Below are 25,632 nucleotides of genomic sequence, written 5' to 3' on the forward strand. Positions count from 1 at the left end.
CGTGGGCCGTCTTCCCCCTTCCGACCACCCCCGCTAGCGTGACGCGGACGTGCCTGGACGGGGGTCAAGGGGAGGAGTCGAGTGGCGATGGAGAACGACAGCAGGACACGGCGTCAGTTCCTGGCCGCGGCGGGCACCACCGGCGGCGCCCTCGCGCTGGGCGCCGCGACGGCTGGTACCGCCTCGGCCGCGCCCAAGGCGGCCCGCACCGTCGCCGTGCTCGGCGGCGGTGTCTCAGGGCTGAGCGCCGCGCAGGAGCTGGCCGAGCGGGGGTACGCGGTCACGGTGTACGAGCGCAACCGCACCCTCGGCGGCAAGGCACGCAGCATGGACGTACCGGGCACCGGGAGCGGCGGGCGCAGGGCCCTGCCGGGCGAACACGGGTTCCGCTTCTTCCCGGGTTTCTACCGGAATCTGCCGGACACACTGCGCCGGATCCCCTTCCCCGGCAACGCGGGCGGGTGCCGGGACAACCTGGTCGCCGCGACCGAGGAACTGCTCGCCCGCGACGGTGGCACCCCGGATCTACGGGTGCCGTTCCGCACCCTCACCGCGCCGCCCTCCCCGGGCTCCCTCACCCCCGACGCGCTGCTGCAGACCCTCATCGGATTCCTGGACACCGCACTCGGCCTGCCCGCCACCGAGACCGCGTACTTCGCCAACCGCGTCCTGGTCCACTTGACCAGCTGCGACCTACGGCGCGAGCGGCAGTGGGAGCGGGTGCCGTGGTGGGACTTCGTCAAGGCCGAAAAGATGTCGCACGACTACCAGCGGCTGCTGGCCGTCGGCATCACCCGCAACATCGTCGCCACCAAGGCGGAGGAGGCCAGCACCCGAACCGTCGCCCGGATCCTCCAGGCGTTCGTGTACAACGTCCTCGCGCGGGGCCACGACGGAGAGCCGGACCGGGTACTGAACGCTCCGACCAGCGAGGCGTGGATCGATCCGTGGGAGGCGCATCTGCGCTCGCTGGGCGTGCGGTTCGAGCTCGGCGCCGAGGTGACGGAGGTGACGTACGAGGGCGGGCGGATCACCGGGGCGCGCCTGAAGGACCCGGACACCGGCGCGACCCGCACCGCCACCGCCGACCACTACCTCAGCGCGATGCCCGTCGAACACGCCCGCACCACCTGGGGCGCGTCGCTGCGGGCCGCCGATCCGCAGCTCGCCCGCTGCGACAAGCTGCGGACGGACTGGATGGTCGGGGTCCAGTTCTACCTGCGCACCCCCACCCCGATCCTGAACGGACATGTGGACTGCGTGGACTCGCCCTGGTCGATCACCGCCGTCGGGCAGGCGCAGTTCTGGAAGGGGCGCGACTTCCCCACCGACTACGGGGACGGGCAGGTCGCCGACTGCCTGTCCACCATCGTCTCCGAGTGGGACAAGCCGGGGATCCTGTACGGGAAGACCGCCAAGCAGTGCACCCGCGAGGAGGTCGTCCGCGAGATCTGGGCGCAATTGAAGGACAGCCTGCACGACACCGGACGGACGGTGCTGCGCGACGCGGATGTGCGGGCGTGGTTCATGGACCCGGCCGTCGAAGGGCTCGGCGGGCCCTCGCCCACCAACCGCGAGCAGCTCCTGATCCACCCGGCGGGCACCTGGTACAACCGCCCCACCGCCGCCACCGCCGTGCCCAATCTCTTCCTCGCCGGGGACTACGTGACCACCGACATCGACCTGGCGACGATGGAGGGCGCCAACGAGTCGGCTCGCCGGGCCGTCAACGCGCTCCTGGACGCGGAGGGCTCGAGCGCCCCGCGGTGCGCCATCTGGACGCTGTACCAGCCGCCGGAGCTGGAGCCGCTGCGCCGCGTCGACGAGACCCGCTACCGGCTGGGGCTGCCCAACACGTTCGACCTCGGCTGACGGCAGGAGCCGGCAGCGGGAAGGCTCAGATCCGCCAGGAGCGGATGCGGCCCGCCGCGTCGTAGACGTCGGCCTTGCCGGACAGGATGTCGCGGACCAGGTCGATCAGCGCGCCGTACGGCGGATCGATGCCCTCGCCCGAGGCGTGCATATAGGCGACGGCCGTGGCGCTGGCGAATCGCGCGTTGCTCGCCGGAAGCGGTCTGAGCAGCGCGATGGTGTGCAGCAGCGCCGCGGCGCGCCATGCGGCGTCCGGGTCGACGCCCAGGCGCGGCGGGTCGACGCGGTGCCGGGCCACGGCGGCGACCAGTCCGGAGAAGTCGGAGATGGAGGGCTGTTCGGGCATGACCTCCTCATGCCGCTGCAGCAGCCAGGGGACATCGATATGCAGTAGCGGGGCCATGGTCAGGCGGCCTGTCCCGGGTCGTGGGGTCGGTGTTCGTCGTCGGGGAACGCGTCGGCGAACGCCTGCGCGTTGTCCGCGAAGAAGCGCCGGAAGACCTCGGCGCCCTCCTGCAGCGCGCGGTGGCGGGCGATGTCGGCGACGGTCGCCTCCCGGACGAGGGCCTTCATCGTGGTGCCACGCTCCTTGGCGATCTGGCGGAGGTCCTCAAGTTCCCGATCGCTGAATTCCACGTTGAGAGCTGACATGCTCCCAGCCTACTTGCCAGGTACCGCAACAGCAATCGCCGCAGGTCAAATATTGTTTTTGTAGGTACTTGACAAGTATTCCCAGGCCCTTGGGTACGTGGCACGGTGGGGTCGGGGTGGTCGCCGGACACCTGCGGGTACGGTGAGCCGCACCACAGGAGAGAGAGGGACCATGGAGCAGCGTGAGTTCGCCCGGATCGGCCGTAAGGTCTCCGTCGTCGGGCTGGGGACCTGGCAGCTGGGTGCGGGGTGGGGCGAGGTCGGCGAGGACGACGCGCTGGCCGTGCTGGACGCGGCCGTCGAGTCGGGGGTGACCTTCTTCGACACCGCCGATGTGTACGGGGACGGGCGCAGTGAACGGCTGATAGGGCGCTATCTGCGGGACCGCCCGGACGCGCGGATCTTCGTGGCGACCAAGATGGGTCGGCGGCTGATGCCGCAGGCCGCGGAGAACTACACGCTGGACAACTTCCTGGCGTGGACGGACCGTTCGCGGGCGAACCTCGGGGTGGACACCCTGGATCTGGTGCAGCTGCACTGCCCGCCGTCGTCGGTGCACTCCACCGACGCCGTCTTCGACGCGCTGGACACGCTGGTGGACCGGGGCCGGGTGGCGGCGTACGGGGTGAGCGTGGAGACCTGCGAGGAGGCGCTGGCGGCGATCGAGCGTCCGGGCACGGCGAGCGTGCAGATCATCCTCAATCCGTTCCGGCTCAAGCCGCTGGAGCGGGTGCTGCCCGCGGCGGTGGCCGCCGGGGTGGGGATCATCGCGCGGGTGCCGCTGGCGTCCGGTCTGCTGTCCGGCCGGTACACCAAGGACACGGTGTTCTCCGAGGACGACCACCGCACGTACAACCGCCACGGCGAGATGTTCGACCAGGGCGAGACCTTCTCGGGGGTGGACTTCGCGGAGGGCGTCGAGGCGGCGGTGGAGTTCGGGGAGCTGGCGCCCGAGGGGGCGACGCCCGCGCAGACCGCGCTGCGGTGGGTCGTCCAGCAGTCCGGGGTGACCTCGGTCATCCCGGGGGCGCGCTCGCCCGAGCAGGCGCGGGCGAACGCCGCGGCGGCGGCGCTGCCCGCGCTGGAGCAGGGCACGCTGGACGCGGTCCGCGACCTGTACGACCGGCGGATCCGCGCCCAGGTGCACCACCGCTGGTAACACCGACGGGCGGCGGTCAGTTCGGGAAGCCGGCGGCCTGCACCCACCCGCTGAGCTCGCGCTGTGCCGCGGCGCGCAGCTCGGCCGAGGGGGCGGCGGTGCCGTCGGTGACCAGCGCGTAGTGGAGGGTTCCGGCGCCGGACGGCGCGGACAGCAGCAGCCGCCGGGCGTCGGTGCCGCCGCTCTCCGCCGCGGTGGCCACGGGGTGGTCGGCGGTGTGCCCGTGCGCGGTGTAGGCGGGCGGGCCGGTGACGGTGCCCAGGTCGGAGACGACGGTGGTGGTGGCGGGGTCGAAGTCGCGCGGCAGGTGCAGTTCGGTGGGGGCCTCGGTGGTGCCGTTCTGGCGCCACACCAGCATCCCGTAGCGTCCCGAGCCCACCAGCCGGGCGACATTGGGCAGGCTGCTCGGGACCCGGTCCCAGCTCAGGGTGGTGGAGCCGTCGCGCGAGCGGTCCTCGAAGGTGAACGCGAGGGTGCGGCCCGCCACCGCGCTCGGGTAGAGGCGGTCCAGGAGCCGGGCGTCCTGGCGGAGCACGGCCGCTCCCGAGTCGTCGAGCCGGACGGCCGAGAGGTCCTCGTCGTTCCAGGCGTCGCCGTCGGTGAGGATCTTGTCGGGGTTGCCGTTCATCGCCTCGTGGTGGCGCCCGTTGTACAGGTCCCACTGCCACTGGTTGGCGGACAGGACCGGGCCCGAGGCGGCGGCCCGGCTCCACCAGGTGGCGCCGCTGAGCCGGGAGTCCAGCGCCTGGTACAGGCCCTTGACCACGGTCGGCGCCTTGTCGGAGGTGAAGCCGGTCAGCGGGTGTCCGTACTCGCTGACGACGGCCGTGGTGCCGAGCGCCGAGGCGCGGTCGCGCACGGTGGCGAAGTCGGTGGCGTACTGACCGTCCTGGGCCTTGCCGGGCATGAAGACTCCGGAGATGGCCTTCTGGTCGTAGAAGTGGGTGTTGAACACATAGCGGGAGCCGATGGCGCCGGCGTCGAGCAGGCCGCCCTCGTGGCGCTGGAAGTCGATGTTGGAGTTCCAGAACAGGTTGGGCTCGACGAACGCGGGCTTGTCGTCCCAGCCCGCGGCGTCCATGCGCGCCCGGAACTTCTCATAGAACGGCCACAGGACGTCCTTCTCCCAGGCTCGGCTGGACTGGCCGTCGTCGTAGCGGCCCGCGTACGGCTCGTTGTACGGGTCGAAGCCGACGACACGGCCGAACTCGTCGGCGGTCAGGTGACGGGCGAGGTACGCCATCGTCTTCTCGCCGGTGGCCAGGAAGGCGTCCTGGACCCGGAACGTCCCGGCGGAGGTCTGCAGGGCGCGGTTCTTCCAGAAGTCGCGGGTGGCGTCCTGGACTGCCGGGTTCTGGGTGATGTTCTGGCCCCAGTGGACGCAGATGCCGCAGGACTCCTTGGCGTAGCCGCCGGCCTTGACGACCCATGCGGGCGCGCCGTCGCCGGAGTACCAGCTGTCCTTGTCGAACAGGTGGCGGGAGAAGAGGTCCTGGTGGAAGTCGGGGTAGATCCGTATGCCGGCGTCCAGGAAGGCCCGCATCTGCTCGGTGGCCTTGCGCAGATACTCCTCGTCGACCTTGCCGGGCTCGGGCTCGGCGTGGGCCCAGGACAGCAGGAAGCGGACGGAGTTGGCGCCGGTGAGGCCGCGCATGGCCTGGGCGGACTTCCGGGCGTCGGCGGCGTCGGCGAAGGGCAGGCCGTCGTTCTCCGCCAGCTTGACCTCACCGGAGACATTGAATCCGCGCAGCACGACCTCGCGCCCGTGGCCATCGGTGAACCGGCCGCTCTGGACGGAGATCCGGTCCGCGGCCGGGCCGTCGGACCAGGGCGGCTCGGCGGCGGCCGCCGTGCCGCCCGGGGCGGCGACCGCCGCCATGAGCAGCAGGGCAGCCGCCCCGAGCAGTCGTGTGCGGCCCGTTCGAAGACGAACTCTCATCCCGTGCGTCACTGTGGTCGCCATGGACCTACCGTCGGGTAAACATGAGCGTCCGTCAACATATCCGACGGCACATGGCCGGGTGAGCCCCTCCCCCCGCTCAGCCTCGGGGCGCTCCAACGCACGAGCTTCCCTCGTCACTGCTCGCTCCTCCGTCGCTGCGCGGCTCCTCAGTCCAGCCCGCGCAGCGCCCCGAGACACGCACCCCTCCCCCCGCTCAGCCTCGGGGCGCTCCAACGCGCGGGCTTCCCTCGTCACTGCTCGCTCCTCCGTCGCTGCGCGGCTCCTCAGTCCAGCCCGCGCAGCGCCCCGAGACACGCTCACCGGTCAGCGGTGGCCGAACCAGCTCATCGCGGGCAGGGCCTTGTCGCCGTAGTCGAACAGGGCCTGGTTCTCCCAGGCGTTGCCGGAGCCCGGATCGGCGGGGTCCCAGCCGCTGCCCTTGACCGCGGTCCAGGCCGGCTCCCAGTAGACGACGCCAAGACCCCGGCCGCCCGGCACCGCCTCCACGACGTTCATCACATCGCGGAGGTTGGCGGCCTGGCCGGCGGGGGTGGCGGGGTAGCCGTCGACGAGCTGGTCGGCGGTGGCGACGTTGTTCGCCAGGCCGTCGTCATTGGCGAGGGTGTGGGCGTAGGCGGTCTCGGCGACCAGCACCGGCTTGCCGTAGCGGGCCGCCACGTCGTTCAGGTTGGTCTGCAGATCGGACAGCGGGCCGTGCCAGTAGCCGTAGTACGACAGGGCGATGACGTCGAACGGCACCTTCTGCGCGACCGCCTGGTCGAACCACCACCTCGTGCCCGCGTTGTCCCCGCCCTTCGCGAGGTGCAGCGCGACCTTGGTGTCGGACGAGACGGCCTTGGCGGCGTTCGCACCGGAGGTGAGCAACCCGGCGAGCTGGGAGAAGTTGCTGGTGGAGCCCTCGGGCCAGAGCATGCCACCGTTGATCTCATTGCCGATCTGGACCATGTCGGCCGTGGTGCCCTGCGCCTTCAGCGCGCTGAGGACGTCGTAGGTGTGGTCGTACACGTCCTGCTTCAGCCGGCTGTAGTCGTGCCCGGCCCAGGCGGCGGGCTTGGTCTGCTTGCCGGGGTCGGCCCAGGTGTCGGAGTAGTGGAAGTCGATCAGGAGCTTCATGCCCTGGGCCTTGGCCCGCTTGGACATGGCCAGCACCTTGGCCTTGGTGTTGTAGCCGTCGGCCGGGTTCACCCACACCTTCAGCCGCGCGTAGTTCATGCCGGAGGCGCGCAGGATGGTCAGGGCGTCGCCGGTGGTGCCGTTCGCGGAGCGGTAGGTGGCACCGAAGGCCTCGTTCTTGGCGAGGGTGGACACGTCCCCGCCCTTGACCGCGAGTCCCGTGCCGCCTTTGGTGAAGGTGAGGTCGTCCAGGTTGGCCCACTCCCCCGCGTGCGCGTCGGAGTTGAGGCTGATGGTGCACTGGCCGCCGGTGACCGTGACCGAGGTGACCAGGCGTATCCACGCGCCGTTGGGGGTGGGCGGCAGATCGGTGCGCTGCTCGGCGCCGCCGCAGTCGCGCAGGGCGAGGTACGCCGCGTTCTGTCCGCCGCTGGAGCGCACCCAGGCGCTGAGGGTGTAGGTGCCGTTCGCGAGGCCGGACAGGTATTGGTAGGTCTGCACCTTGTACGCCGAGGAGGACCAGTGGGACAGCCGGTAGCCGCCACTGTGGCCACCGGACTCGGTGTAGGACGCGTTGTTGTTGCCGGTGGCGGAGTAGGTGCTCCAGCCCGACGGGGTGGCGGTGCCGGTGCCGTCGGCCTCGAATCCGGTGTTGGCCAGGGTGCTCGCGGCGTGCGCGGCCGGTGCGGGGAGCGCGGTCAGCAGCAGCGCGCCGAGGGCGGGCAGCGCGGCGGCTCGCAGCAGGGTGCGGGTGGTGCTCCGTGCGTCGTGCATCGTCGAGTCCCTTCGACAATGAGCGAGTGGGGGAATGAGCGTGTCTTGGCGTGCTGCGCGGGCTGGACTGAGGAGCCGCGCAGCGACGGAGGAGCGAGCAGCGACGAGGGAAGCCCGCGCGTTGGAGCGCGCCAAGACTGAGCGGGAGGGAGGGGAATGAGCGGGGTTGCGGTCGTTCAGCGGTCCAGGCGCAGTACGCGGACGGCGCCCGCGGGGACGGCCAGGTGTCCGGCACTGCGTTCACCGGTGAGCAGTTCGGTGCCGGACACGGTCTGGGGCACCTTGGCGTCGGTGTCGCCGTGGTTGATCGCGAAGAGGTAGCTGCCGCAGTCGCCGGTGCGGTGCACCACCTCCACGTCGCGGGGCAGGTCGGGGCGGTCGCCGAGGCCCGCGTCGGCGCAGACGGGGGCGAGCAGGGTCGCCAGGTCGTGAGGGGCGAGCCGGGTGGAGAGGTACCAGGCGGTGCCCCGGCCGAGCCGATGGCGGGTGACGGCGGGGTGCCCGGCGGCGAGGCCGTCAGCGTAGGTCCATACGGTCTCGGCGCCGCGCGGCACCACGAACTCGGACCAGACGTCGCCGGTGAGCTCGGCCCCGCCGGGACCGGTCAGGCGCACCCGCCCGCCCTCGATGAGCGGGGAGAACTCCTCGACCGTCAGGCCCAGGGCGTCGCGCAGCGCGCCGGGGTAGGGGCCGGGGTGGACGGCGTCGTGTTCGTCGACGATGCCGGAGAAACAGGAGACGACGAGGGTGCCGCCGTCCTCGACGTAGCCGCGCAGGTTCTCCCCGGCGCGGGTGGTGGCGAGGTAGAGGGCGGGCACGACGACGAGCGGATAGCCGCTCAGGTCGGCCTCGGGGTGGGCGAAGTCGACGGTGAGGTGGCGGTCGTAGAGGACCTCGTAGAAGCTGTCGGCGCGTTCGCGCGCGTCCAGGTCCTCGCTCGGCCGCCACTCCAGCCGCTGCGCCCACCAGGACTGCCAGTCCCAGACCATCGCCACATCGGCGACCGTGCGGCTGCCCCGCAGCTCGCCCAGCTTCTCCAGGTCGGCGCCGAGCGCCACGACCTCGCGCCATACACGGCTGTCGGTGCCGGCGTGCGGCAGCATCGCCGAGTGGAACTTCTCCGCGCCGCGCCGTGACTGGCGCCACTGGAAGAACAGGGCGCCCTCGGAGCCGCGGGCCACATGCCCCAGGCTGTTGCGGGCCATCTCCCCGGGGCGCTTGGCGGGGTTGCGCGGCTGCCAGTTGACGCCGCTGGTGGAGTGTTCGAGCAGCAGCCAAGGCGCGCCGGCCGCCACAGAGCGGGTGAGGTCGGCGGCCATGGCGAGGTTGACGTGGGTGCGGCGGCCGTCGGTGATCAGGTAGTGGTCGTTGGTGACCAGGTCGACCTCGCGGCCCCAGGCCCAGTAGTCGACCGAATCGCACTGGCTGAGCGCGGTCATGAAGTTGGTGGTGACCGGGATGCCGGGGGACAGCTTGTGCAGGATGTCGCGCTCGGCGGTGAAGTTGGCGCGCATGGTGGCGTCGGCGAAGCGGGCGTAGTCCAGGCGCTGGGCGGGGTTGGCGACGGTGGGGGTGGCGCGCGGCGGGTTGATCTGCTCGAAGGTGGCGTAGCGCTGGCCCCAGAAGGCCGTGCCCCAGGCCTCGTTGACCGCGTCCAGGGTGCCGTAGCGCTCACGCAGCCACTGGCGGAAGCCGTCCGCGCAGGTGTCGCAGTAGCAGGCGCTGACCGGCACCCCGTATTCGTTGTGCACATGCCACAGGGCGAGCGCGGGGTGGCCGCCGTAGCGCCGGGCGAGCTGCTCGGTGATGCCGGCCGCGGCCCGGCGGTAGTCGGGCGAGCTGTGACAGATGGCGCCGCGTGAGCCGAATTCGTAGCGCACCCCCTCCCGGCTGACCGGCAGGGCCTCGCGGTGGGCGCTGTAGAACCAGGCGGGCGGGGCCACGGTGGGCGTGCCGAGGTCGACGGCGATGCCGGCCTCGTGCAGCAGATCGAGCAGCCGGTCCAGCCAGCCGAAGTCGTAGCGTCCGGGCTCGGGCTCCAGCAGCGCCCAGGAGAAGATGCCGACGCTGACCATGGTCACCCCGGCCTCACGCATCAGCCGGATGTCCTCGGGCCAGAGGGACTCGGGCCACTGCTCGGGGTTGTAGTCGCCGCCGTAGGCGAGGCCAGCCATGGGAACTCCTGGAAATCAACTGGGAACGTGCACAGACCACAGAGCAGCGGCCGCCCCCAGATAACCGCACGGCAACGAGCATTGACAAGTGTTGTCCATGTTTCTCTACTGTGAACGCTCACAGATCGCCCAGAGGAGGCACTCATGAACTGTCGCGTCGTCGCGGTATCGGTCGCGGCCGCCTTGTCGGCCACCGCGCTGCTCACCGGCTGCGGCTCGTCCGACGACTCGGCCGACTCCGACGGCCCCGTCAAGCTGACCTACTGGTCCTGGACGCCCGACCTCGACAAGGTCGTGGACATCTGGAACCAGGCGCACCCGGACATCCAGGTGACCGTCAAGAAGCAGGCGGGCGGCGACGACCTCATCACCAAGATCATTACTGCCGCCAAGGCGCACAAGGCACCGGACCTGGTGCAGGCCGAGTACCAGGCGCTGCCCACCCTGGTCAGCAACGACGTCCTGGCCGACATATCCGGCCAGGTGAAGGAGAGCGAGCGCCGGTTCACCTCCGGCCTCTGGCGTCAGGTCACTCTCGGCACCGACGCGGTCTACGCCCTGCCCCAGGACTCCGGGCCGATGATGTTCTACTACCGCAAGGACCTGTTCCAGCAGTACGGGTTGAAGGTGCCCACCACCTGGAAGGAGTTCGCCGACACCGCCCGCGAGCTGAAGGAGAAGGCTCCAGACAAGAAGCTCACCACCTTCTCCGCCAATGACTCCGGGCTCTTCGCGGGTCTCGCCCAGCAGGCCGGCGCCCGCTGGTGGACCACCGAGGGCGACAAGTGGAAGGTGGCCATCGACGACACCGCCACCCGCAAGGTCGCCGACTTCTGGGGCGGCCTGGTCAAGGAAGGGGTCATCGACAACCAGCCGATGTACACCCCGTCCTGGAACAAGGCCATGAACACCGGCAAGCAGATCGCCTGGGTCAGCGCGGTATGGGCACCCGGCACCCTCAAGACCGCGGCCCCCGACACCAAGGGCAAGTGGGCGATGGCGCCCCTCCCCCAGTGGAGCAGGGGCTCGAGCTGGACCGGCAGCTGGGGCGGCTCCTCCACGGCCGTCACCAACGACTCCGCGCACAAGGACGCCGCCGTGAAGTTCATGAAGTGGCTCAACACCGACCCGAAGGCCGTCGCCGCGCTGGTGAAGAAGAGCAACATCTATCCGGCGGCCACCGAAGCGCAGAACGACGACTCGCTGGCCCAGGCACCCGACTTCTTCCCCAACCAGCCCGACTTCTACAAGAAGGTCGCGAAGATCACGCCGGGCATCGCGCCCGCCGCCTGGGGCCCGAACGTCAACGTCGCCTACGCCTCCTTCAACGACAGCTTCGGCAAGGCCGCGAAGAACAAGTCCGACTTCGGCGCCGCGCTGCGGGCCATGCAGCAGGCCACCGTCGCCGACCTGAAGAAGCACGGCTTCGAGGTCGCCGAGTGACACCGCGCCCCCAGGGGCACGGTCCACGCCGTGCCCCGTACGTCTTCCTCCTCCCCGCGATCCTCCTGTTCGCCGCCCTCTTCGCGCTGCCCATCGGCTACACCCTCTACCTCAGCCTGCACAAGATCGACGTCAAGGGTCTTGGCCTGGGCAAGGGAGCGCGCGAGGAGGTGTGGGCCGGGCTGTCCAACTACACCGACGCGCTGCACGACCCGGAGCTGCTCGACGGCGCCGGGCGCGTCCTCGGGTACGGCGCGATCGTCATCCCCACGATGCTGGGCCTCGCCCTGCTGTGCGCGCTGCTCCTCGACGCCGACCGGCGGGGCCGCAAGGACACCCTGCTGCGCGGCTTCTCCCGGCTGGCGATCTTCCTTCCGTACGCGATCCCCGGCGTCGTCGCCGCGCTGATGTGGGGGTTCCTCTACCTGCCCGATGTGAGCCCGTTCCACTATCTGCTGGGCAGGGCGGGGCTGCCGCAGCCCCAGCTGCTGGACGGCGGCGGACTCTATGTGTCCCTGTCCAACATCGCGGTGTGGGGCGGCACCGGCTTCAACATGATCGTGATCTACACCTCGCTGCGCGCGATACCCGCCGAGGTCTACGAGGCGGCGCGGCTCGACGGGTGCTCACAGCTGCAGATCGCGCTCCGCATCAAGATCCCCATGGTCGCCCCGTCCCTCGTCCTCACCTTCTTCTTCTCGATGATCGCCACGATGCAGGTGTTCAACGAGCCGACCACCCTCAAGCCGCTCACCAATTCGGTCTCCACGACCTGGAGTCCGCTGATGACCGTCTACGACGACGCCTTCACCAAGGGCGACATCTACGCCGCGGCCGCGACCTCCATGATCATCGCTGTGGTCACCCTGGTCCTGTCCTTCGGCTTCCTGAGGATCGCAGGCGCCCGCACCGAGCAGGGAGCCTCCCGATGAACACCACCGCGGTCCGCGGCCGCGCCTCCTGGATCCCCACCGCCGTGCTGCTGCTCGGCGCCCTCTACTGCCTGCTGCCGGTCGCCTGGGTCGTGATCGCCGCCACCAAGAGCGGACACGAGCTCTTCTCCACCTTCACCTTCCTGCCCGGCACCGGCTTCGCGGACAACCTCGCCGACCTGTCCGGGTACCGCAGCGGCGTCTACTGGCAGTGGATGGCCAACTCGCTGCTGTACGCGGGGCTCGGCGCGCTGCTGTCCTGCGCCGTCTCGGCCCTGGCCGGCTACGCCCTGGCGCGCTACCGCTTCCGCGGCCGCGAGGCCATCTTCAACGTGCTGCTCACCGGGGTACTGATGCCCCCGGTGATCCTCGCCGTCCCCCAGTACCTGCTGATAGCCAAGATCGACCAGGCCGACACCTATCTGTCGGTGCTGCTGCCGAGCATCCTGTCCCCGTACGGCATCTATCTGGCGCGGATCTACGCGGCGGCCGCCGTCCCGGCCGACGTCGTCGAGGCGGGGCGGATGGACGGCGCGAGCGAGTGGCGGATCTTCCGCTCGGTCGCGCTGCCGATGATGCGGCCCGGCCTGGTCACCGTCTTCCTGTTCCAGTTCGTGACCATCTGGAACAACTTTCTGCTGCCGTACATCATGTTGAGCGACGACGAGAAGTTCCCGGTCACGCTGGGGCTGTACACCCTGCTCAAGCAGGGCTCCAACACCCCTGCCCTCTACAGCCTCGTCATCACCGGAGCGCTGCTGGCGGTCGTTCCGCTCATCGCGCTGTTCCTGGTCATCCAGCGGTTCTGGAGTCTCGATCTGCTCTCCGGGGCCGTAAAGTCCTGATCGACGAAGCGATGTCTGGAGAGATACGAACGCGCATGAGCCGCACCGGCAACAACACCCCCGGCCGACGACGGCCGCCGACCATCCACGACGTGGCCCGCGAGGCCGGGGTCTCGCGCGGCACCGTCTCACGCGTCCTCAACGGCGGGCACTACGTCAGCCCGGCGGCGCTGGAGGCGGTCAACGCCGCCATCCGCAGGACCGGTTACGTCGTCAACCGGCATGCGCGTTCGCTGATCACCGGCCGATCGGACTCGGTGGCGTTCCTGATCACCGAGCCGCAGGAGCGGTTCTTCGAGGACCCCAACTTCAGTGTGCTGCTGCGCGGCTGCACCCAGGCACTGGCCGCGCATGACATCACGCTGCTGCTGATGAGCGCGAGCGACGAGCCGGAGCGGCGGCGGATCACGCGCTTCCTCACCGGCGGCCATGTCGACGGGGTGCTGCTGGTCTCCAGCCACTCCGGCGACCCGCTCGCCACCCGGCTGCGGAAGGCCGGGGTGCCCCTGGTGGCCTGCGGCAAGCCGCTGGTCCAGGGCCCGGGGATCGCCTACGTCGCCGCCGACGACCGGGCCGGCGCCCGGAACATGGTGCGCCATCTGCTGGACAGCGGCCGCCGTCGCATAGCCACCGTCACCGGCCCGCTGGACACCCCCGGCGGCGTCGACCGGCTCGCCGGATACCGCGAGGAGCTCGCCGAGGCGGGCCTGCCGGCGGATGAGGAGCTGGTGGTCTCCGGCGACTACAGCCGCGCCAGCGGCGAGCGGGCGGCGGCCGAGCTGCTGGAGCGGGCGCCTGACCTGGACGCCGTCTTCGTCGCCTCGGACCTGATGGCCCAGGGCGTACTGGCCGCGCTGCGGCGGGCCGGGCGGCGGGTGCCACAGGACGTCGCCGTGGCCGGGTTCGACGACTCCCCCGCCGCGCTGGCCACCAGCCCCGGCCTGACCACGATCCGCCAGCCGTGGGAGCGGATCACCGCCGAGATGGTGCGGGTGCTACTGGCGCAGATCGGCGGCGAGGAGCCGTCCGGGGTCATCCTCCCCACCGAACTCGTGATCCGGGAATCGACCTGAGGCGCGGGCGCCGCGCTGGCCGGGGGCACCTCCCAGCGGTAGCTGGGGGAGAACCGAGCCCCGAAAAAGGGCCGCGGCGCCCGCCGCCCCCGGTCTCTGTGCGGTGGTGTGGCGTCGCCCTACCGCGCGAAGCCGCGGCCCAGTTCGGCGCCCGCCTCGGGAGCGCCGAGCGCGTTCGGCCCGAAGGAGACGACCCCGGTGGTGGTCGGCCCGCCCGTGCCGCCGCGCAGCACCCAGGCCGCGCCGCTGGAGGTGTAGGTGCCGTCCTCGTCGGGGGCGCCGACCGCCAGGTCGTCCTTGCCGTCGCCGTCGGTGTCCCCGAGCCGCACGGCAGCGCCGAAGTGGTCCCCGGCCTCCGCGGCACCCGGGACACCGGCCGTGTCCTGGGTGAACGCCTGGGCGCCGGTGCCGCTCAGGCCGCCCGCGCCGCCGTAGAGCTGCACGGTGCTGCCCGCGTCCACGCCGCCGTCCAGGTCCTCGTACGGGATGCCGACCGCGATATCCGCGTACCCGTCGCCGTTGACGTCGCCGGCGCTCAGCGAGTAGCCGAACTGGTCGCCGTCCTCGTTCACCCCCGGCACGCCCGCGGTGTTCTGGTCGATGACCTTGGTGCGGGTGACTCCGGGGCCGCCCGTGGAGCCGTAGAGGACCTTGAGGGTGCCGTGGTCGTACGGCAGGTTCTCCACCACATTGCCGGGGACGGTCCGGATGACCAGGTCGGCGTAGCCGTCCTTGTCGACGTCGCCGATGGTGCCCGCGGCGGCGTGGTCGATCCGGGTCGGCGCCGAGCCCAGGCCGCTCGCGCCGCCCTTCCAGTAGAGGCTCGCCTCGGACATCTCCTCGAAGGCGTGGGTGGTGACCAGGTCGTCGGACCCGTCGCCGTTGATGTCGCCCGCGATCACTTCGATCGGGCCGAAGGTACGGCCCGTGTTCAGGGTGTTCGCGGTGGCCGCGGCGCCCTCGCGGGTGAACGGACCGTACAGGACGTGCAGTTCGCTCTCGTCGGAGCCCTCCGCGATCAGGTCGGCGTGGCCGTCGCCGTTGAAGTCACCGCCGGTCAGGCTGCCGCCGCCGGTGCCGGCCGGGTCGGGCAGCGTGGTGCCGCCCGTCAGCCCTCCCGCCGAGCCCCACAGGACGGTGAAGGGCGAGTCGCCGAAGGACTGCACGGCCAGATCGGTGTAGCCGTCGCCGTCCAGGTCCCGGGCGACCGTGCGGAGGCCGAACCAGGACCCGGCGGCCGGGTCGCCGGGGACGCCGGCCGTGTCCTTGCTGATGATCTGCCGGTGGGCGGTGTCCGCTCCAGTGGCCGAGCCGTAGACCACCGCGACATAGCCGGCGCGGGTCTTGCCGCCCACAGTGGCCGCGGGGGCCGCGACGACGAGGTCCGGGTGGCCGTCCTTGTCGAAGTCGGCCTGCGGCGCGGCCCCGGCGAGGGAGGAGCCGCGCGCGGCAGCCTGCTCCACGGCGCCGGCGGTGGGGGCGGACAGTAAGGCGGGGGCGGTCAGAAGTGCGGCCACCGTCGCGCAGCGCAGAACGGTGGAGATGGAGCGGTAACGCACAAATCCTCCAGCGTGTTGGCACAGGGTTCACCTCGTGTACACCCCCAAGGACCAATGGCCGGCGGTGACGGTTGTGCGCCCGGCGCAATGTGTAGGGGGATCACTAAGCGCGTCAGTCGCGCGGCGGGCCGGGCTCCTCGATGCCTGCCTCGTCCATCTCTTCCGTCTGCGCCCGGACGTATCGCAGGACACCCATCATGTGGTGGTCGCCGACGGTTTCCGGGACGGCGGCCACGCAGCCCGCCAGTTCCTTGGTGAGGGCGTCGGCGTCGATTCCGGCCCCGATCATCACCAGTCGTGTCGTCCGCGCCTCGCCGGGCGCCCAGTCCGACGGCTGGAAGCGGAGGTAGGAGCCGACCGCGTGCAAGCCGAACTTCTGACCGTGCCCGGGCGCGGCGAAGTGGATGAACCCCTTCATCCGGTAGAGCCCGGCGGGCCGGCCGTCGAGGAATTCCATGAACCTGCGCGGGTCCAGCGGCCGGTCGGCCGTGAACTCCGCGCTCTGGTAAGCGGCGTGGAGGTGTTCGTGCCAGTCGTGCTCGTCCGTGCACACCTCGGCGAACGAGAGCTGGTGGAACCGCTGCCCGCTCGGCGCGCCGGGGCCGCGGTCGAAGAGGAAGCCGGGGTCGACGCGCCCGTGTTCGGCGGTGACGACAGGGGTGCCCGGGGCGATGCGTGCGAGGGCCTCCAGCACCCGGCTGCGCTCCGGCTCCCCGACCCGGTCGGCCTTGTTGAGCACCACCGCGTCGGCGGCCCGCACATGCCGGTCGAGCTCCGGGTGGCGCTCCCGTGTGTTCTCGAACTCCGCGGCGTCGACGACCTCGACCAGCCCGCCGTACAGGATGCGTTCGTTCACGCTGGAGAGCAGCGTACGGATCATGCTCTGCGGCTCGGCGAGGCCGCTCGCCTCGATCACGATGACGTCGATGCCCAGCGACGGCTCGGTGAGCCGGTCCAGCATCCCGTCCATCTCGGCTGAGTCCGCGGCGCAGCACAGACAGCCGTTCTCGATCGGGATCATGGAGTCGACCTGGCCGGCGACGGCCATCGCGTCGATGTTGATGCTTCCGAAGTCGTTGACGATGACGCCGATACGGGTGTCCACGCTGCCGCGCAGCAGGTGGTTGAGCATGGTGGTCTTTCCGGAGCCCAGGAAACCAGTGACAAGTACGACCGGGATCCGCCTGGTGGCCAAGGGTGCGACTCCGTTGCAGTGATGCCGTTGTGGTGATTCCGTTGCGGTGATGCGTGTGCGGCGGCTCGTGGGCGCGCGGCTGAGACGGCTCATCCTATCCGGCGTAGGGGGCGAGCCCCGTACGCAGCATGGTGAACGCGCGGTCGGCGGCGGCCACCGCGCCCGGGTAGATTGCCTCGGCACTCGCGCCGCCCTCGATCCGGCGCCAGTTGTCCAGGGCGAGGATCCGCTGGACCGCGATGATCTGGCCCGCCGCGAGGCGTGGCGCGAGGTCGTCCGGTCCGCCGGTTGCGCCCAGCGCCGTGGTCAGCGCCTCCTCCGATCTGCTGGTGTACTCGAACAGGCGGGCTACCAGACTCGGCGTGCCGTACAGCAGCCGGTGGAATGCCAGGACGCCCGCCTCGTCGCTCAGGCCGGTGATCGGATCGCGCCGATCCAGCCCCGCCAGGAAGTGCTGGTGCAGCGCGGCCAGGGGCGACTGCTCCGCCGGGCGGCCCCGGACCACCCGGCCCGCCTCGTCCTCGTGGTCGGCGAAGCGGTGCAGCACCAGGTCCTCCTTGGCCGGGAAGTACCGGAACAAGGTGGGCTTGGACACCTCGGCCGCGGCGGCCACATCGGCGACCGAGACCTGGTCGAAGCCCCGTTTCAGAAACAGGGAGATCGCCGTTTCGGAGATCGTCCGGTACATCCGCTGCTTCTTGCGCTCCCGCAAGCCCGTCTCGCCGCTCATAGGACGCAACCGTAACCCTCCCCCGGGCGGCGACCAGTATCGGCCACGCGCACCGGCCCGGCCATCGATCGGTTCCTCGTCCGCACCCGCGCTCCCGCCGCCGCCAGGTCGGCATCAACACCGCAAGCCCTACCATTTGGCGCCGCCGGACTCTAGTGGGATCCTGGCCGACTTGCGCCTGTCAGCCGTCTTCCGCAGCTACCCGCCAGGTCCTTAAGCTCTCAACAAGAGAGACGGCTGATGCACCTGTGCCACACGATGCCCGTGTGACCCGGGCCGGGCCCGCGCAAACCGCTCAGCGCCGGAGCGCCGACTCTTCGACACATGCGGCTCGTCACACTTCTCCCCCACACCCGCCAGTCCTGGCACGCCCCGGCACGTTCAATCGAACGCGGATCGACATACCGAACATCCTGCTCGGTGCGCCGCTCGGCGCGCCCATGCCTCGACACGATCGCGCACACCGGCGGTCGGGCCCCATCACCTCGGAGGGAACGACACCATGTACCCGGAGACGACGCACCAGGAACCGAGCGAACGGGCCGTGGCACCGGCCCGGTCGGCACACCCGCTGCAGGAGCTGTCCGAGGAGGACCGCCACCTCTTCCAGCGGTTCGGCCGGGGGCCGGTGGCGGCCGTGCCCTGGGCCGGTGTCCACCACGCCTTCGAGCGGCACGCCGCCGCCGATCCTCTCGCCGTCGCGGCTGAACACCTCGGCGCGACCATCACCTACGCAGAGCTGGACCGGCAGGCGAACCGGCTGGCCGCGCACCTGGCCCGGCTCGGCGTGCGCCCCGGCGACAACGTCGCGTTATGCGTGCGGCGTTCCATCCCCATGCTGGTCGGCCTGCTGGCCACACTGAAGGCCGGAGCCGCGTATGTACCGCAGGACGCCGGGCTGACCCCCCGCGTCCAGTTGGACCACGTCATCCGCACCGCCCGGACCCGCGTGATCCTCACGACGTCTGCCTTCGCGGACCGGATCCCGGCGCCCGACGGCCACGTCCTCGTCGCGATCGACACCGTGATGGCCGAGCCCCTGGAGCCCCCGCGGACGTTCCGGCCCGCCCGGCCCGCACGGGGCGACGACGGCTGCTATGTGCTCTTCACCTCCGGCACCACGGGGCACCCCAACGGGGTCACCGTCACCCACCGGAACGTCTGCAACATCCTGCTGACCGAACCCGGCGACCTCGGCATGCGCCCCGGGACGCGGGTCAGCCAGATCCTCAATGTGGCGTTCGACATGGCCGCGTGGGAGATCCTGGGCTGCCTGAGCCACGGTGCCACGCTGGTCATCCGCGGCAAGGACATCGCCGAGACCGTGCGGCGGGTGGACGTGGTCATCGCGACCCCGACCGTGCTCAGCCGGATCGACCCCGACCAGTGTCGGCAGGTGAGGGTGGCGGCCGTGGCCGGGGAACCGTGCCCGCGCCGGCTGGCCGACCGGTGGGCCCGCTTCTGCACCTTCTACAACGCGTGCGGGCCGACCGAGACCACCATCGTGAACACCATGCAGCGCCACGACCCCGCCGCGCTGCGCCTGACCATCGGCCGCCCGACCCCCAACAACACCGTGTACGTCCTGGACGCGGACCGGCGGCCCTGCGCCATCGGCGAGACGGGTGAGATGTGGGCCGGCGGTGACGGGGTGTCGGCCGGGTACCTGCACAACCCCGCGCTGAACGCGGAGCGATATGTGCCCGACCCCTTCCTGGGCGGGGAGCGGATGATGTTCCGCACCCGCGACCTGGGCCGCTGGACACCCGACGGGGAGCTGGAACACCTGGGCCGGACCGACGACCAGGTGAAGGTGCGAGGGTTCCGCGTGGAGCTGGACTCGGTGTCGGCGGTGCTGGAGTCCCTGCCCGGCTGCGCCCGCGCGGTGACGCTGAAGCCGGACGACGCCGGTCTGGTGTCCTTCGTCTCGCCCGCCCACCTCGACCCCGAGGCGGCGCGCCGGGCCGTGGCCGCCGCGCTCCCCTACTACTGCGTGCCGCGGGCGGTGCACCCGATGGCGGCCCTGCCGCTCACCAGCCGCGGAAAGGTCGACAAGGCGGCCCTGCTGCGACTGGCCGCCGAACTTCGGGCGAGTGGCGAGGTGGCGTCGTGACCCCCGCCCGCACCGTGGCCCCGGCGCCCCGGGCGAAGGTGGCGCTGCCGCCGCCGACCTCGCTGCCGCGGCGGATCCTCAAGCACCCACGCCTGATGCACTACAACCGGCTGATCGCGCTGGTGTGGGCGGTCAATCTGGCGTTCCTCGCCCACCGCGCGGACGGGGGGCTCGGGCCGCGGACCCTCTCCCACGCCGCGCTGGCGAATTTTTTGCTGGCGATCGTGGTCCGCCAGCAGTACGTCATCAATCTGCTGTTCCGGCTCGCCACCGCGGCGCCCACCAGCTGGCCGCTGCGGATCCGCTGGACACTGGCCAAGGTCTACCACTTCGGCGGGCTGCACGTCGGCGGGGCCACCGCGGGCACGCTGTGGTTCCTGGCCCTGGTCGGCTCGCTCACCCGGCACGGGGCCCCGGCCGCCACACTCGCCGTCTCGTACGTCCTGCTGGGGCTGCTGGTGGCCATCGTGGCCACCGCGCTGCCGCCCTTCCGGGCGCGGTTCCACGACCACTTCGAGAAGGCACACCGCTTCGGCGGCTGGGCGGCGCTCGCCCTGCTGTGGGCGCAGACCGTACTGACCACGCTCGACGAGCGGGGCGGCGCCTTGGCCGCGGCCGCCCTGCTGACGGCTCCCGAGCTGTGGACCCTGGCCGTGCTGACCTTCAGCGTCGCCCTGCCGTGGCTGCGGCTGCGCCGGGTACCGGTGGCCATCGAGCGCCCCTCCTCACATGTGGCGCTCGTCCGCTTCGACCACGGCGTGACGCCGTTCGCCGGGTCGTCGACGGCCATCAGTCGCAACCCGCTGCTGGAGTGGCACTCCTTCGCCAATGTGCCCGCCCCCGGCGAGACGGGGTTCCGCCTCACCATCTCCCGCGCCGGGGACTGGACGGGGAAGTTCATCGACGACGCGCCCTCCCACGTCTGGGTCAAGGGCATCACCACGGCGGGCGTGGCCAACATCGAGACCCTGTTCACCAAGGTGGTCTATGTGGCCACCGGCAGCGGCATCGGCCCCTGTCTCCCCCATCTGCTGGCCCGCGAGGTCCCGGCCCGTCTGGTCTGGGCGACCCGCGATCCGCGCAGGACCTACGGCGACCGGCTGGTCGACGAGATCCTCGCGGTCCAGCCCGACGCGCTCATCTGGGACACCTCCGAGCACGGCAAGCCCGACATGGTCGAGCTGGCCCACGCCGCGTACGCCGACTTCGGAGCGGAGGCCGTGATCTGCATCTCCAACAAGAAGCTGACCTGGCAGGTCGTCCACGGCATAGAGCGCCGCGGGATCCCCGCGTACGGCGCCATCTGGGACTCGTAGCCACTCGTGGCCCCGCTCGCGCAGCCCACCCGCAGCCCACTCGTATGCCCCTCCAAGGAGACCCGATGGATGTCATCAAGATCGAGCAACATGAGCGCGTGGTCATCGCGCGGCTGCACCGCCCCACCGTGCTCAACGCGCTGAACAGCGAGGTGATGACCGAACTGGTCGCGGCGCTGTCACCGCTGGACATCGACCCGGACGTCGGCTGCTTCGTGATCACCGGGTCCGAGCGGGCCTTCGCGGCGGGCGCCGACATCAAGGAGATGGCGCCCAAGTCCTTCGTCGAGATGGCCGAGGAGGATTTCTTCGCGGGCTGGGAGGGGTTCGCCGCGCTGCGCACCCCGAAGCTCGCCGCGGTCCGCGGCTATGCGCTCGGCGGCGGCTGCGAACTGGCCATGATGTGCGATCTGATCCTCGCGGGCGAGTCCGCGGTGTTCGGCCAGCCGGAGATCAAGCTGGGGGTGATCCCGGGCATCGGCGGCACCCAGCGGCTGACCGGGCTGGTGGGCAAGGCCAAGGCGATGGACCTGATCCTCACCGGCCGCACGATGGACGCGCAGGAGGCCGAGCGCTGCGGTCTGGTCTCCCGCATCGTGCCGGACGACCGGCTCATGGAGGAGGCGGTGGAGGTGGCCGCCGCCATCGCGTCGTACGGCAGGACCGCGGTCAGGGCCGCCCGGGAGGCGGTGGAGCGGGCCCTGGAGGTGGGGTTGCGCGAAGGGTTGCTGTTCGAACGGCGGACGTTTCACGCCCTGTTCGCCACCGAGGACCAGTCCGAGGGGATGCGGGCATTCCTCGACAAGCGCGCCCCGCGCTTCACCGGCCGCTGAACCGGCGGCTCGGGGAAAGGACACGGGACTTCCCCGAGCCGCTGGAAAGCGCTTTCTGGCAGGATCTTCCGCAGCCGTCCACGACCGGGAGGACACCAGCATGACCACACGCCCGTCCGCCGTGCCGCTCCACTGCGACGAGGGCGGTACGGGCGCTCCCCCGCTGCTGCTGGTGCACGGCTGGGGCGGCGACGCCGGGGAGTGGGCCCCGCACCTGGCCGCGTGGTCGCGCCGGTACCGGGTGCTCGCCCCGGACCTGCGCGGCCACGGCCGCTCCCCCGCGCCCGGCGGCGGGGGCTACGGGCCGCGTGACTTCGCCGCCGACCTCGCGGCCCTGCTGCACCGCCTGGACACCGGCCCCGTCGTCGCCGTCGGCCACTCGATGGGCGGGCAGGCCGTCACCGCGCTGGCCGTCGAGTACCCCGCCCTCGTACGGGCCGTGGTGGTGCTGGACCCGGCGTACGGCGCGGACGAGGCGGAGATGGCCCGGCTGCCCGCGGAGCAGGAGGCGCTGCGCGCCGAGGGCGCCGCGTGGGCGGTGCGGTTCGTCCGCGGGGCCTTCGGGCCGCACACCCCGCCGGAGGTGCGGGCGCGCCATGAGCGGCTGATGGCGGCCATGGACCCCGAGGTGCTCGCCCGCTGCCGCCACGGGATGTACCTGGCGCCGGACGCCTTCGGGGCGCGGGCGGCGGCGCGGGCGTATCTGGCGCGCCGCCGCTGCCCGGTGCTGGGCGTGTACTCGAGCGAGGCGGCGGCCGACTGGGAGCGCGCCGCGCTCGCCCACCCGTACTCCCGTGTCGAGGCGTGGCAGGGGTGCGGCCACTATCTGCACGAGGACCGGCGGGAGGCGTTGATCGGGCTGGTCGAGGAGTGGACCGCCGGGCTCGGCGAGCCCGGGGCCACTCACCTGCGAAGGCCGGCCGGCTGAGGGACGCCGACTGCGGTCGTCGGGGATTCAGGGGATCTCGACGCCGCTCTCGGCCGAGAGCCGGTCGATCTCGGCCAGCTCGGTGTCGGTGAAGGCGGGCGCGTCGAGCACCGCCACGTTCTGCTCCAGCTGGGCGACGCTGCTCGCGCCGATCAGCACGGACACCACGCGCGGGTCGCGCAGCACCCAGGCCAGCGCCATCTGGGCGAGGGTCTGGCCACGGCCCTGGGCGAGCTTGTTGAGGGCGTGCAGCAGGGCGAGCCGCTGCTCGGTGAGCACCTCGCGCTTGAGGAAGTGGCCGACCGCCATGCGGGAGTCGGCGGGCACCCCGTCGAGGTAGCGGTCGGTGAGCTGTCCCTGGGCGAGCGGCGAGAAGGCGATGACGCCGACGCCCGCCTGCGCGGAGGCCTCCAGCACCCCGCCCTCCACCCCGCGCTGCAGGATGGAGTACGGGTGCTGGTTGATCAGGTACGGGGTGCGCAGTTCCTTGAGGATGGCGGTGGCCCGCTCGATGGCCTCGGGCGGGTAGTTGGACAGGCCCGCGTAGAGCGCCTTGCCCTGCCGCACCGCGGTGTCCAGCGCGCCCATGGTCTCCTCGAGGGGCGTGTCCGGGTCGAAGCGGTGGGAGTAGAAGACATCGACGTAGTCCAGGCCCATCCGGGTCAGGGACTGGTCGAGGCTGGCGAGGAGGTACTTGCGGGAGCCGAATTCGCCGTACGGGCCCGGCCACATCAGATATCCGGCCTTGCTCGCGATGAACAGCTCGTCGCGGTACGGGCGGAAGTCCTGGGCGAAGATCGTGCCGAAGTTGGACTCGGCGCTGCCGGGCGGCGGGCCGTAGTTGTTGGCCAGGTCGATGTGCGTGACCCCGAGGTCGAAGGCGCGGCGCAGCACCGCGCGCTGGGTCTCGACCGGGTGGGTGTCGCCGAAGTTGTGCCACAGGCCGAGGGAGACCTTCGGCAGCAGCACGCCACTGCGGCCGCAGCGCTGGTAGTGCATGGAGCCGTAACGGCCCTCGTCGGCGAGATAGACCATGTGCGTCGTCCTCGTTCCAAATGTGGTTCTCGTGGTTTTTTCGACCTCGGTGTCAACCGTGGTCATTGTGCCAGGGTCGTGACCTCCGCCGCGGTCAGCGTCCTGCCGTAGACACGGAAGTCGTCGATGGCGCCCTTGAGGTACGGGTCAGGGTACTGGGACTTGCCCAGGCAGGCGGCGCGGAGATGGTTGCCGAAGTGGCGCGGCTCCACGGTGACCTGTGCGTTTCGGCCCGCCTCGCGCCCGTTCACGTAGAGCACGGCGGTGCCCGCCCCGTAGGCCACGGCGGCATGGGTCCACTGGCCGGTCGGCAGCGGGTCCCCCTCGATGCGCTGCTCGGCGCCGCCTCCGCCCGCGGTGATGGCGAAACGCAGCCTGCCGGAGTCGGCTCGCGGGGTGAGGAACATGTTGGCGGTCACGCCCGTCCCGATGTCGAAGATCCGGGACCACTCCACGGCCTGGCCGTCCAGCCGGACCCAGGCCGCCACGCTGTACGCGGTGGCCCCGGCCAGGAGGTCGTCGGCGAGGTCGACGTATCCGTCGGTGCCGTTCAGCGCGACCGCGCCGTTCGTCCTCCCGGTGGTCCAGGAGGCGCCGCCGGTGAGCCTGGCATCTTGTCGTTGCCGGTGGCGTCGGCGGCGCTGGTCCCGCCGGTCTCGTCGAAGCGGTGCCAGGCGGCGAAGGCGGGCGGCGGGGTGGGCGGCTCACCGGTCAGCCGGTAGACGTTGTAGTTCTGGTGGTGGACGCGGGCGACGGGGAGCAGGGTGACGGTCTCGCCGCTCGCGGTGGCGGTGAACTTCAGCGTGGCGCCGGACTGCTGCCGCACCGAGTCCTTCACCGGCCGCGGCATGGTCATATTGGGGCGGTTGCCGTACGCCCCGGCGAGCACGACCGGCCCGTACAGCACGGCCTGGACATCCGGGTCGTCGGGTGTGGGGTCGAGCTTCAGCGCCATCGGCAGGGTCAGCTCGACGCGGTCGCCGGTCTTCCAGGAGCGCGACGACCAGCCAGCTGCCGGGTTTCGGCTGGCGGGGGAGGGTGGTGCCGTTGAGCGCCGCGCGGGCGCCGGTGGCCCAGGAGGGGATGCGCACGCGCAGTTCCAGGGAGGCGGCGCCGGAGGCCACGGTGAGGGTGGTGGTCTGCTGGTCGGGAAAGCCGGTGGTCTGGCGCCAGGTGATGCCCTTCTCCTGCCATCGCAGCTCGGAGGGGATGAAGAGGTTCACCAGCAGCCTGCGGTCGGCGTAGGTGTAGATGGTGTCGGCGAACTTGGCCTGGGTCTCCATGCCGCTGCCGTGGTCGCAGGAGAAGTTGTCGTAGTCGGTGGAGTACTGGTTCGAGTCCGTGCCCATGAAGGACGGCTGTTGTTTGAAGGCGCCGGGCGCGAGGCCGGTGTAGTAGATGTTGAAGCCGTGGGCCGAGGCGGGGTCCTGCTCGCCCAGCATCTGGTTGAAGAGCGTGCGCTCGTAGTAGTCGAGCAGGTCGGTGCGGTCGGGCGCGTGGAAATGGATCAGCCGGGTGAGCTTGCGCATGTTGTAGCTGTTGCAGTTCTCGCAACAGGTGTTCGACAGCTGGGCGGCGATGGCGTCCGGCTCGTGGAACGCCTCGCCGTGCTGTTGCCACCGATGACATAGGTGTGGTGGTCGGTGACGATCTTCCAGAAGTTCTCGCCGATGGTGCGGTAGCGGCCGGCCAGGCCCTGTTCCCACAGCCGCAGGGCGCCGACCATCTTGGGGATCTGGGTGTTGGCGTGCAACCCGGCGAGCTGGTCCTCGTTCCGGGCGAGCGGGTCGAAGACGCGGGCGTGGGTGAAGCGCTCGGCGACCCTCAGCCATCGGGTGTCGCCGGTGATCGCGTGCAGGTCGGCCAGCACCTCGTTCATGCCGCCGAACTCGGTCTGCAGTACCCGCTGCATCTGGTCGTAGCT

At 71.1% G+C, this 25,632-nt stretch carries 21 protein-coding genes and 1 pseudogene; 10 read left to right on the forward strand and 12 right to left on the reverse strand.

What is annotated here, in order from left to right:
- Positions 1-87 precede the first annotated feature (87 nt).
- Positions 88-1,872, forward strand: coding sequence for an FAD-dependent oxidoreductase (locus PV419_RS18755; RefSeq protein ID WP_319690404.1), 1,785 nt, complete (start codon positions 88-90; stop codon positions 1,870-1,872).
- Positions 1,873-1,897: 25 nt separating this feature from the next.
- Here the strand turns inward: PV419_RS18755 and PV419_RS18760 are convergent, their stop codons facing one another.
- Together PV419_RS18760 and PV419_RS18765 are read right to left on the reverse strand one after the other, a co-directional pair.
- Entirely contained in the window at positions 1,898-2,275 is a 378-nt protein-coding gene (locus tag PV419_RS18760; protein ID WP_319690405.1) for a toxin Doc, read from the reverse strand.
- A gap of 2 nt (positions 2,276-2,277) precedes the next feature.
- Positions 2,278-2,523: a hypothetical protein gene (locus tag PV419_RS18765; protein ID WP_014174261.1), complete on the reverse strand. Its 246-nt coding sequence runs from the start codon at positions 2,521-2,523 to the stop codon at positions 2,278-2,280.
- A 172-nt stretch (positions 2,524-2,695) separates the two neighbouring features.
- On the opposite strand from PV419_RS18765, the gene PV419_RS18770 reads away from it, so the two are divergent.
- Entirely contained in the window at positions 2,696-3,682 is a 987-nt protein-coding gene (locus tag PV419_RS18770; RefSeq protein ID WP_319690407.1) for an aldo/keto reductase, read from the forward strand.
- 16 nt (positions 3,683-3,698) lie between these two features.
- Here PV419_RS18770 and PV419_RS18775 read toward each other — a convergent pair whose 3' ends face one another.
- The 3 genes from PV419_RS18775 to PV419_RS18785 form a co-directional block, all read right to left on the reverse strand.
- Entirely contained in the window at positions 3,699-5,645 is a 1,947-nt protein-coding gene (locus PV419_RS18775; RefSeq protein WP_319690409.1) for a cellulase family glycosylhydrolase, read from the reverse strand.
- A 303-nt stretch (positions 5,646-5,948) separates the two neighbouring features.
- Positions 5,949-7,532, reverse strand: a complete 1,584-nt coding sequence (locus tag PV419_RS18780) for a glycosyl hydrolase 53 family protein (protein WP_319690411.1) — start codon at positions 7,530-7,532, stop codon at positions 5,949-5,951.
- 176 nt (positions 7,533-7,708) lie between these two features.
- Positions 7,709-9,706, reverse strand: coding sequence for a beta-galactosidase (locus PV419_RS18785; RefSeq protein ID WP_319690412.1), 1,998 nt, complete (start codon positions 9,704-9,706; stop codon positions 7,709-7,711).
- Between the two features lie 144 nt (positions 9,707-9,850).
- Between PV419_RS18785 and PV419_RS18790 the strand changes: the two genes are divergently transcribed.
- Genes PV419_RS18790 through PV419_RS18805 form a run of 4 tightly spaced genes read left to right on the forward strand, consistent with a single transcriptional unit; the run spans position 9,851 to position 13,999 of the window.
- Positions 9,851-11,149, forward strand: a complete 1,299-nt coding sequence (locus PV419_RS18790; RefSeq protein WP_319690414.1) for an ABC transporter substrate-binding protein — start codon at positions 9,851-9,853, stop codon at positions 11,147-11,149.
- On the forward strand, positions 11,146-12,081 hold the full coding sequence (locus PV419_RS18795; protein WP_319690415.1) for a sugar ABC transporter permease: 936 nt from the start codon (positions 11,146-11,148) through the stop codon (positions 12,079-12,081). The genes PV419_RS18790 and PV419_RS18795 overlap by 4 nt, the downstream gene beginning before the upstream one ends.
- Positions 12,078-12,926, forward strand: coding sequence for a carbohydrate ABC transporter permease (locus PV419_RS18800; RefSeq protein WP_319690417.1), 849 nt, complete (start codon positions 12,078-12,080; stop codon positions 12,924-12,926). The genes PV419_RS18795 and PV419_RS18800 overlap by 4 nt, the downstream gene beginning before the upstream one ends.
- A gap of 35 nt (positions 12,927-12,961) precedes the next feature.
- The gene (locus tag PV419_RS18805; RefSeq protein ID WP_319690418.1) at positions 12,962-13,999 is read left to right on the forward strand and encodes a LacI family DNA-binding transcriptional regulator; all 1,038 of its coding nucleotides are present in this window, start codon (positions 12,962-12,964) and stop codon (positions 13,997-13,999) included.
- A 119-nt stretch (positions 14,000-14,118) separates the two neighbouring features.
- Here PV419_RS18805 and PV419_RS18810 read toward each other — a convergent pair whose 3' ends face one another.
- The 3 genes from PV419_RS18810 to PV419_RS18820 form a co-directional block, all read right to left on the reverse strand.
- Complete coding sequence (locus PV419_RS18810) at positions 14,119-15,558, reverse strand: FG-GAP-like repeat-containing protein (protein WP_319690420.1); 1,440 nt, start codon at positions 15,556-15,558, stop codon at positions 14,119-14,121.
- Between the two features lie 112 nt (positions 15,559-15,670).
- Positions 15,671-16,753 (reverse strand): GTP-binding protein, encoded by a 1,083-nt coding sequence (locus PV419_RS18815; RefSeq protein WP_319690422.1) that lies wholly within the window; start codon positions 16,751-16,753, stop codon positions 15,671-15,673.
- A gap of 94 nt (positions 16,754-16,847) precedes the next feature.
- A complete protein-coding gene (locus tag PV419_RS18820; RefSeq protein WP_319690424.1) occupies positions 16,848-17,483 on the reverse strand; it encodes a TetR/AcrR family transcriptional regulator in 636 nt (211 codons plus the stop codon).
- A 502-nt stretch (positions 17,484-17,985) separates the two neighbouring features.
- Between PV419_RS18820 and PV419_RS18825 the strand changes: the two genes are divergently transcribed.
- The 4 genes from PV419_RS18825 to PV419_RS18840 all read left to right on the forward strand — a co-directional run bounded on the left by PV419_RS18825 (position 17,986) and on the right by PV419_RS18840 (position 22,673).
- Positions 17,986-19,596, forward strand: coding sequence for an amino acid adenylation domain-containing protein (locus PV419_RS18825; RefSeq protein WP_319690425.1), 1,611 nt, complete (start codon positions 17,986-17,988; stop codon positions 19,594-19,596).
- Positions 19,593-20,912, forward strand: a complete 1,320-nt coding sequence (locus PV419_RS18830; protein ID WP_319690427.1) for a hypothetical protein — start codon at positions 19,593-19,595, stop codon at positions 20,910-20,912. The genes PV419_RS18825 and PV419_RS18830 overlap by 4 nt, the downstream gene beginning before the upstream one ends.
- A gap of 65 nt (positions 20,913-20,977) precedes the next feature.
- Positions 20,978-21,745, forward strand: a complete 768-nt coding sequence (locus PV419_RS18835) for an enoyl-CoA hydratase-related protein (protein ID WP_319690429.1) — start codon at positions 20,978-20,980, stop codon at positions 21,743-21,745.
- A 100-nt stretch (positions 21,746-21,845) separates the two neighbouring features.
- Positions 21,846-22,673, forward strand: coding sequence for an alpha/beta hydrolase (locus tag PV419_RS18840; RefSeq protein ID WP_319690430.1), 828 nt, complete (start codon positions 21,846-21,848; stop codon positions 22,671-22,673).
- Between the two features lie 27 nt (positions 22,674-22,700).
- On the opposite strand, the gene PV419_RS18845 is transcribed toward PV419_RS18840, so the two are convergent.
- The 4 genes and pseudogenes from PV419_RS18845 to PV419_RS18860 form a co-directional block, all read right to left on the reverse strand.
- Positions 22,701-23,708, reverse strand: a complete 1,008-nt coding sequence (locus PV419_RS18845) for an aldo/keto reductase (RefSeq protein ID WP_319690431.1) — start codon at positions 23,706-23,708, stop codon at positions 22,701-22,703.
- 62 nt (positions 23,709-23,770) lie between these two features.
- A complete protein-coding gene (locus PV419_RS18850; protein ID WP_415925341.1) occupies positions 23,771-24,382 on the reverse strand; it encodes a LamG domain-containing protein in 612 nt (203 codons plus the stop codon).
- A gap of 30 nt (positions 24,383-24,412) precedes the next feature.
- Positions 24,413-24,991: a hypothetical protein gene (locus PV419_RS53310; protein WP_415925342.1), complete on the reverse strand. Its 579-nt coding sequence runs from the start codon at positions 24,989-24,991 to the stop codon at positions 24,413-24,415.
- 36 nt (positions 24,992-25,027) lie between these two features.
- A pseudogene (locus PV419_RS18860) lies at positions 25,028-25,620 on the reverse strand (beta-L-arabinofuranosidase domain-containing protein); the annotation flags it as partial.
- Positions 25,621-25,632: the final 12 nt, after the last annotated feature.

Source organism: Streptomyces sp. ME19-01-6 (assembly GCF_033793745.1).
In the GTDB taxonomy this organism is placed as follows: Bacteria; Actinomycetota; Actinomycetes; order Streptomycetales; family Streptomycetaceae; genus Streptomyces.

Bases quoted from the DNA above. Each gene is read 5' to 3' on its own strand.
- PV419_RS18755 (WP_319690404.1), top strand. From the start codon at position 88: ATGGAGAACGACAGCAGGACACGGCGTCAGTTCCTGGCCGCGGCGGGC.
- PV419_RS18760 (WP_319690405.1), bottom strand. From the start codon at position 2,275: ATGGCCCCGCTACTGCATATCGATGTCCCCTGGCTGCTGCAGCGGCAT.
- PV419_RS18765 (WP_014174261.1), bottom strand. From the start codon at position 2,523: ATGTCAGCTCTCAACGTGGAATTCAGCGATCGGGAACTTGAGGACCTC.
- PV419_RS18770 (WP_319690407.1), top strand. From the start codon at position 2,696: ATGGAGCAGCGTGAGTTCGCCCGGATCGGCCGTAAGGTCTCCGTCGTC.
- PV419_RS18775 (WP_319690409.1), bottom strand. From the start codon at position 5,645: ATGGCGACCACAGTGACGCACGGGATGAGAGTTCGTCTTCGAACGGGC.
- PV419_RS18780 (WP_319690411.1), bottom strand. From the start codon at position 7,532: ATGCACGACGCACGGAGCACCACCCGCACCCTGCTGCGAGCCGCCGCG.
- PV419_RS18785 (WP_319690412.1), bottom strand. From the start codon at position 9,706: ATGGCTGGCCTCGCCTACGGCGGCGACTACAACCCCGAGCAGTGGCCC.
- PV419_RS18790 (WP_319690414.1), top strand. From the start codon at position 9,851: ATGAACTGTCGCGTCGTCGCGGTATCGGTCGCGGCCGCCTTGTCGGCC.
- PV419_RS18800 (WP_319690417.1), top strand. From the start codon at position 12,078: ATGAACACCACCGCGGTCCGCGGCCGCGCCTCCTGGATCCCCACCGCC.
- PV419_RS18805 (WP_319690418.1), top strand. From the start codon at position 12,962: ATGAGCCGCACCGGCAACAACACCCCCGGCCGACGACGGCCGCCGACC.
- PV419_RS18820 (WP_319690424.1), bottom strand. From the start codon at position 17,483: ATGAGCGGCGAGACGGGCTTGCGGGAGCGCAAGAAGCAGCGGATGTAC.
- PV419_RS18825 (WP_319690425.1), top strand. From the start codon at position 17,986: ATGTACCCGGAGACGACGCACCAGGAACCGAGCGAACGGGCCGTGGCA.
- PV419_RS18835 (WP_319690429.1), top strand. From the start codon at position 20,978: ATGGATGTCATCAAGATCGAGCAACATGAGCGCGTGGTCATCGCGCGG.
- PV419_RS18840 (WP_319690430.1), top strand. From the start codon at position 21,846: ATGACCACACGCCCGTCCGCCGTGCCGCTCCACTGCGACGAGGGCGGT.
- PV419_RS18845 (WP_319690431.1), bottom strand. From the start codon at position 23,708: ATGGTCTATCTCGCCGACGAGGGCCGTTACGGCTCCATGCACTACCAG.
- PV419_RS53310 (WP_415925342.1), bottom strand. From the start codon at position 24,991: ATGGAGACCCAGGCCAAGTTCGCCGACACCATCTACACCTACGCCGAC.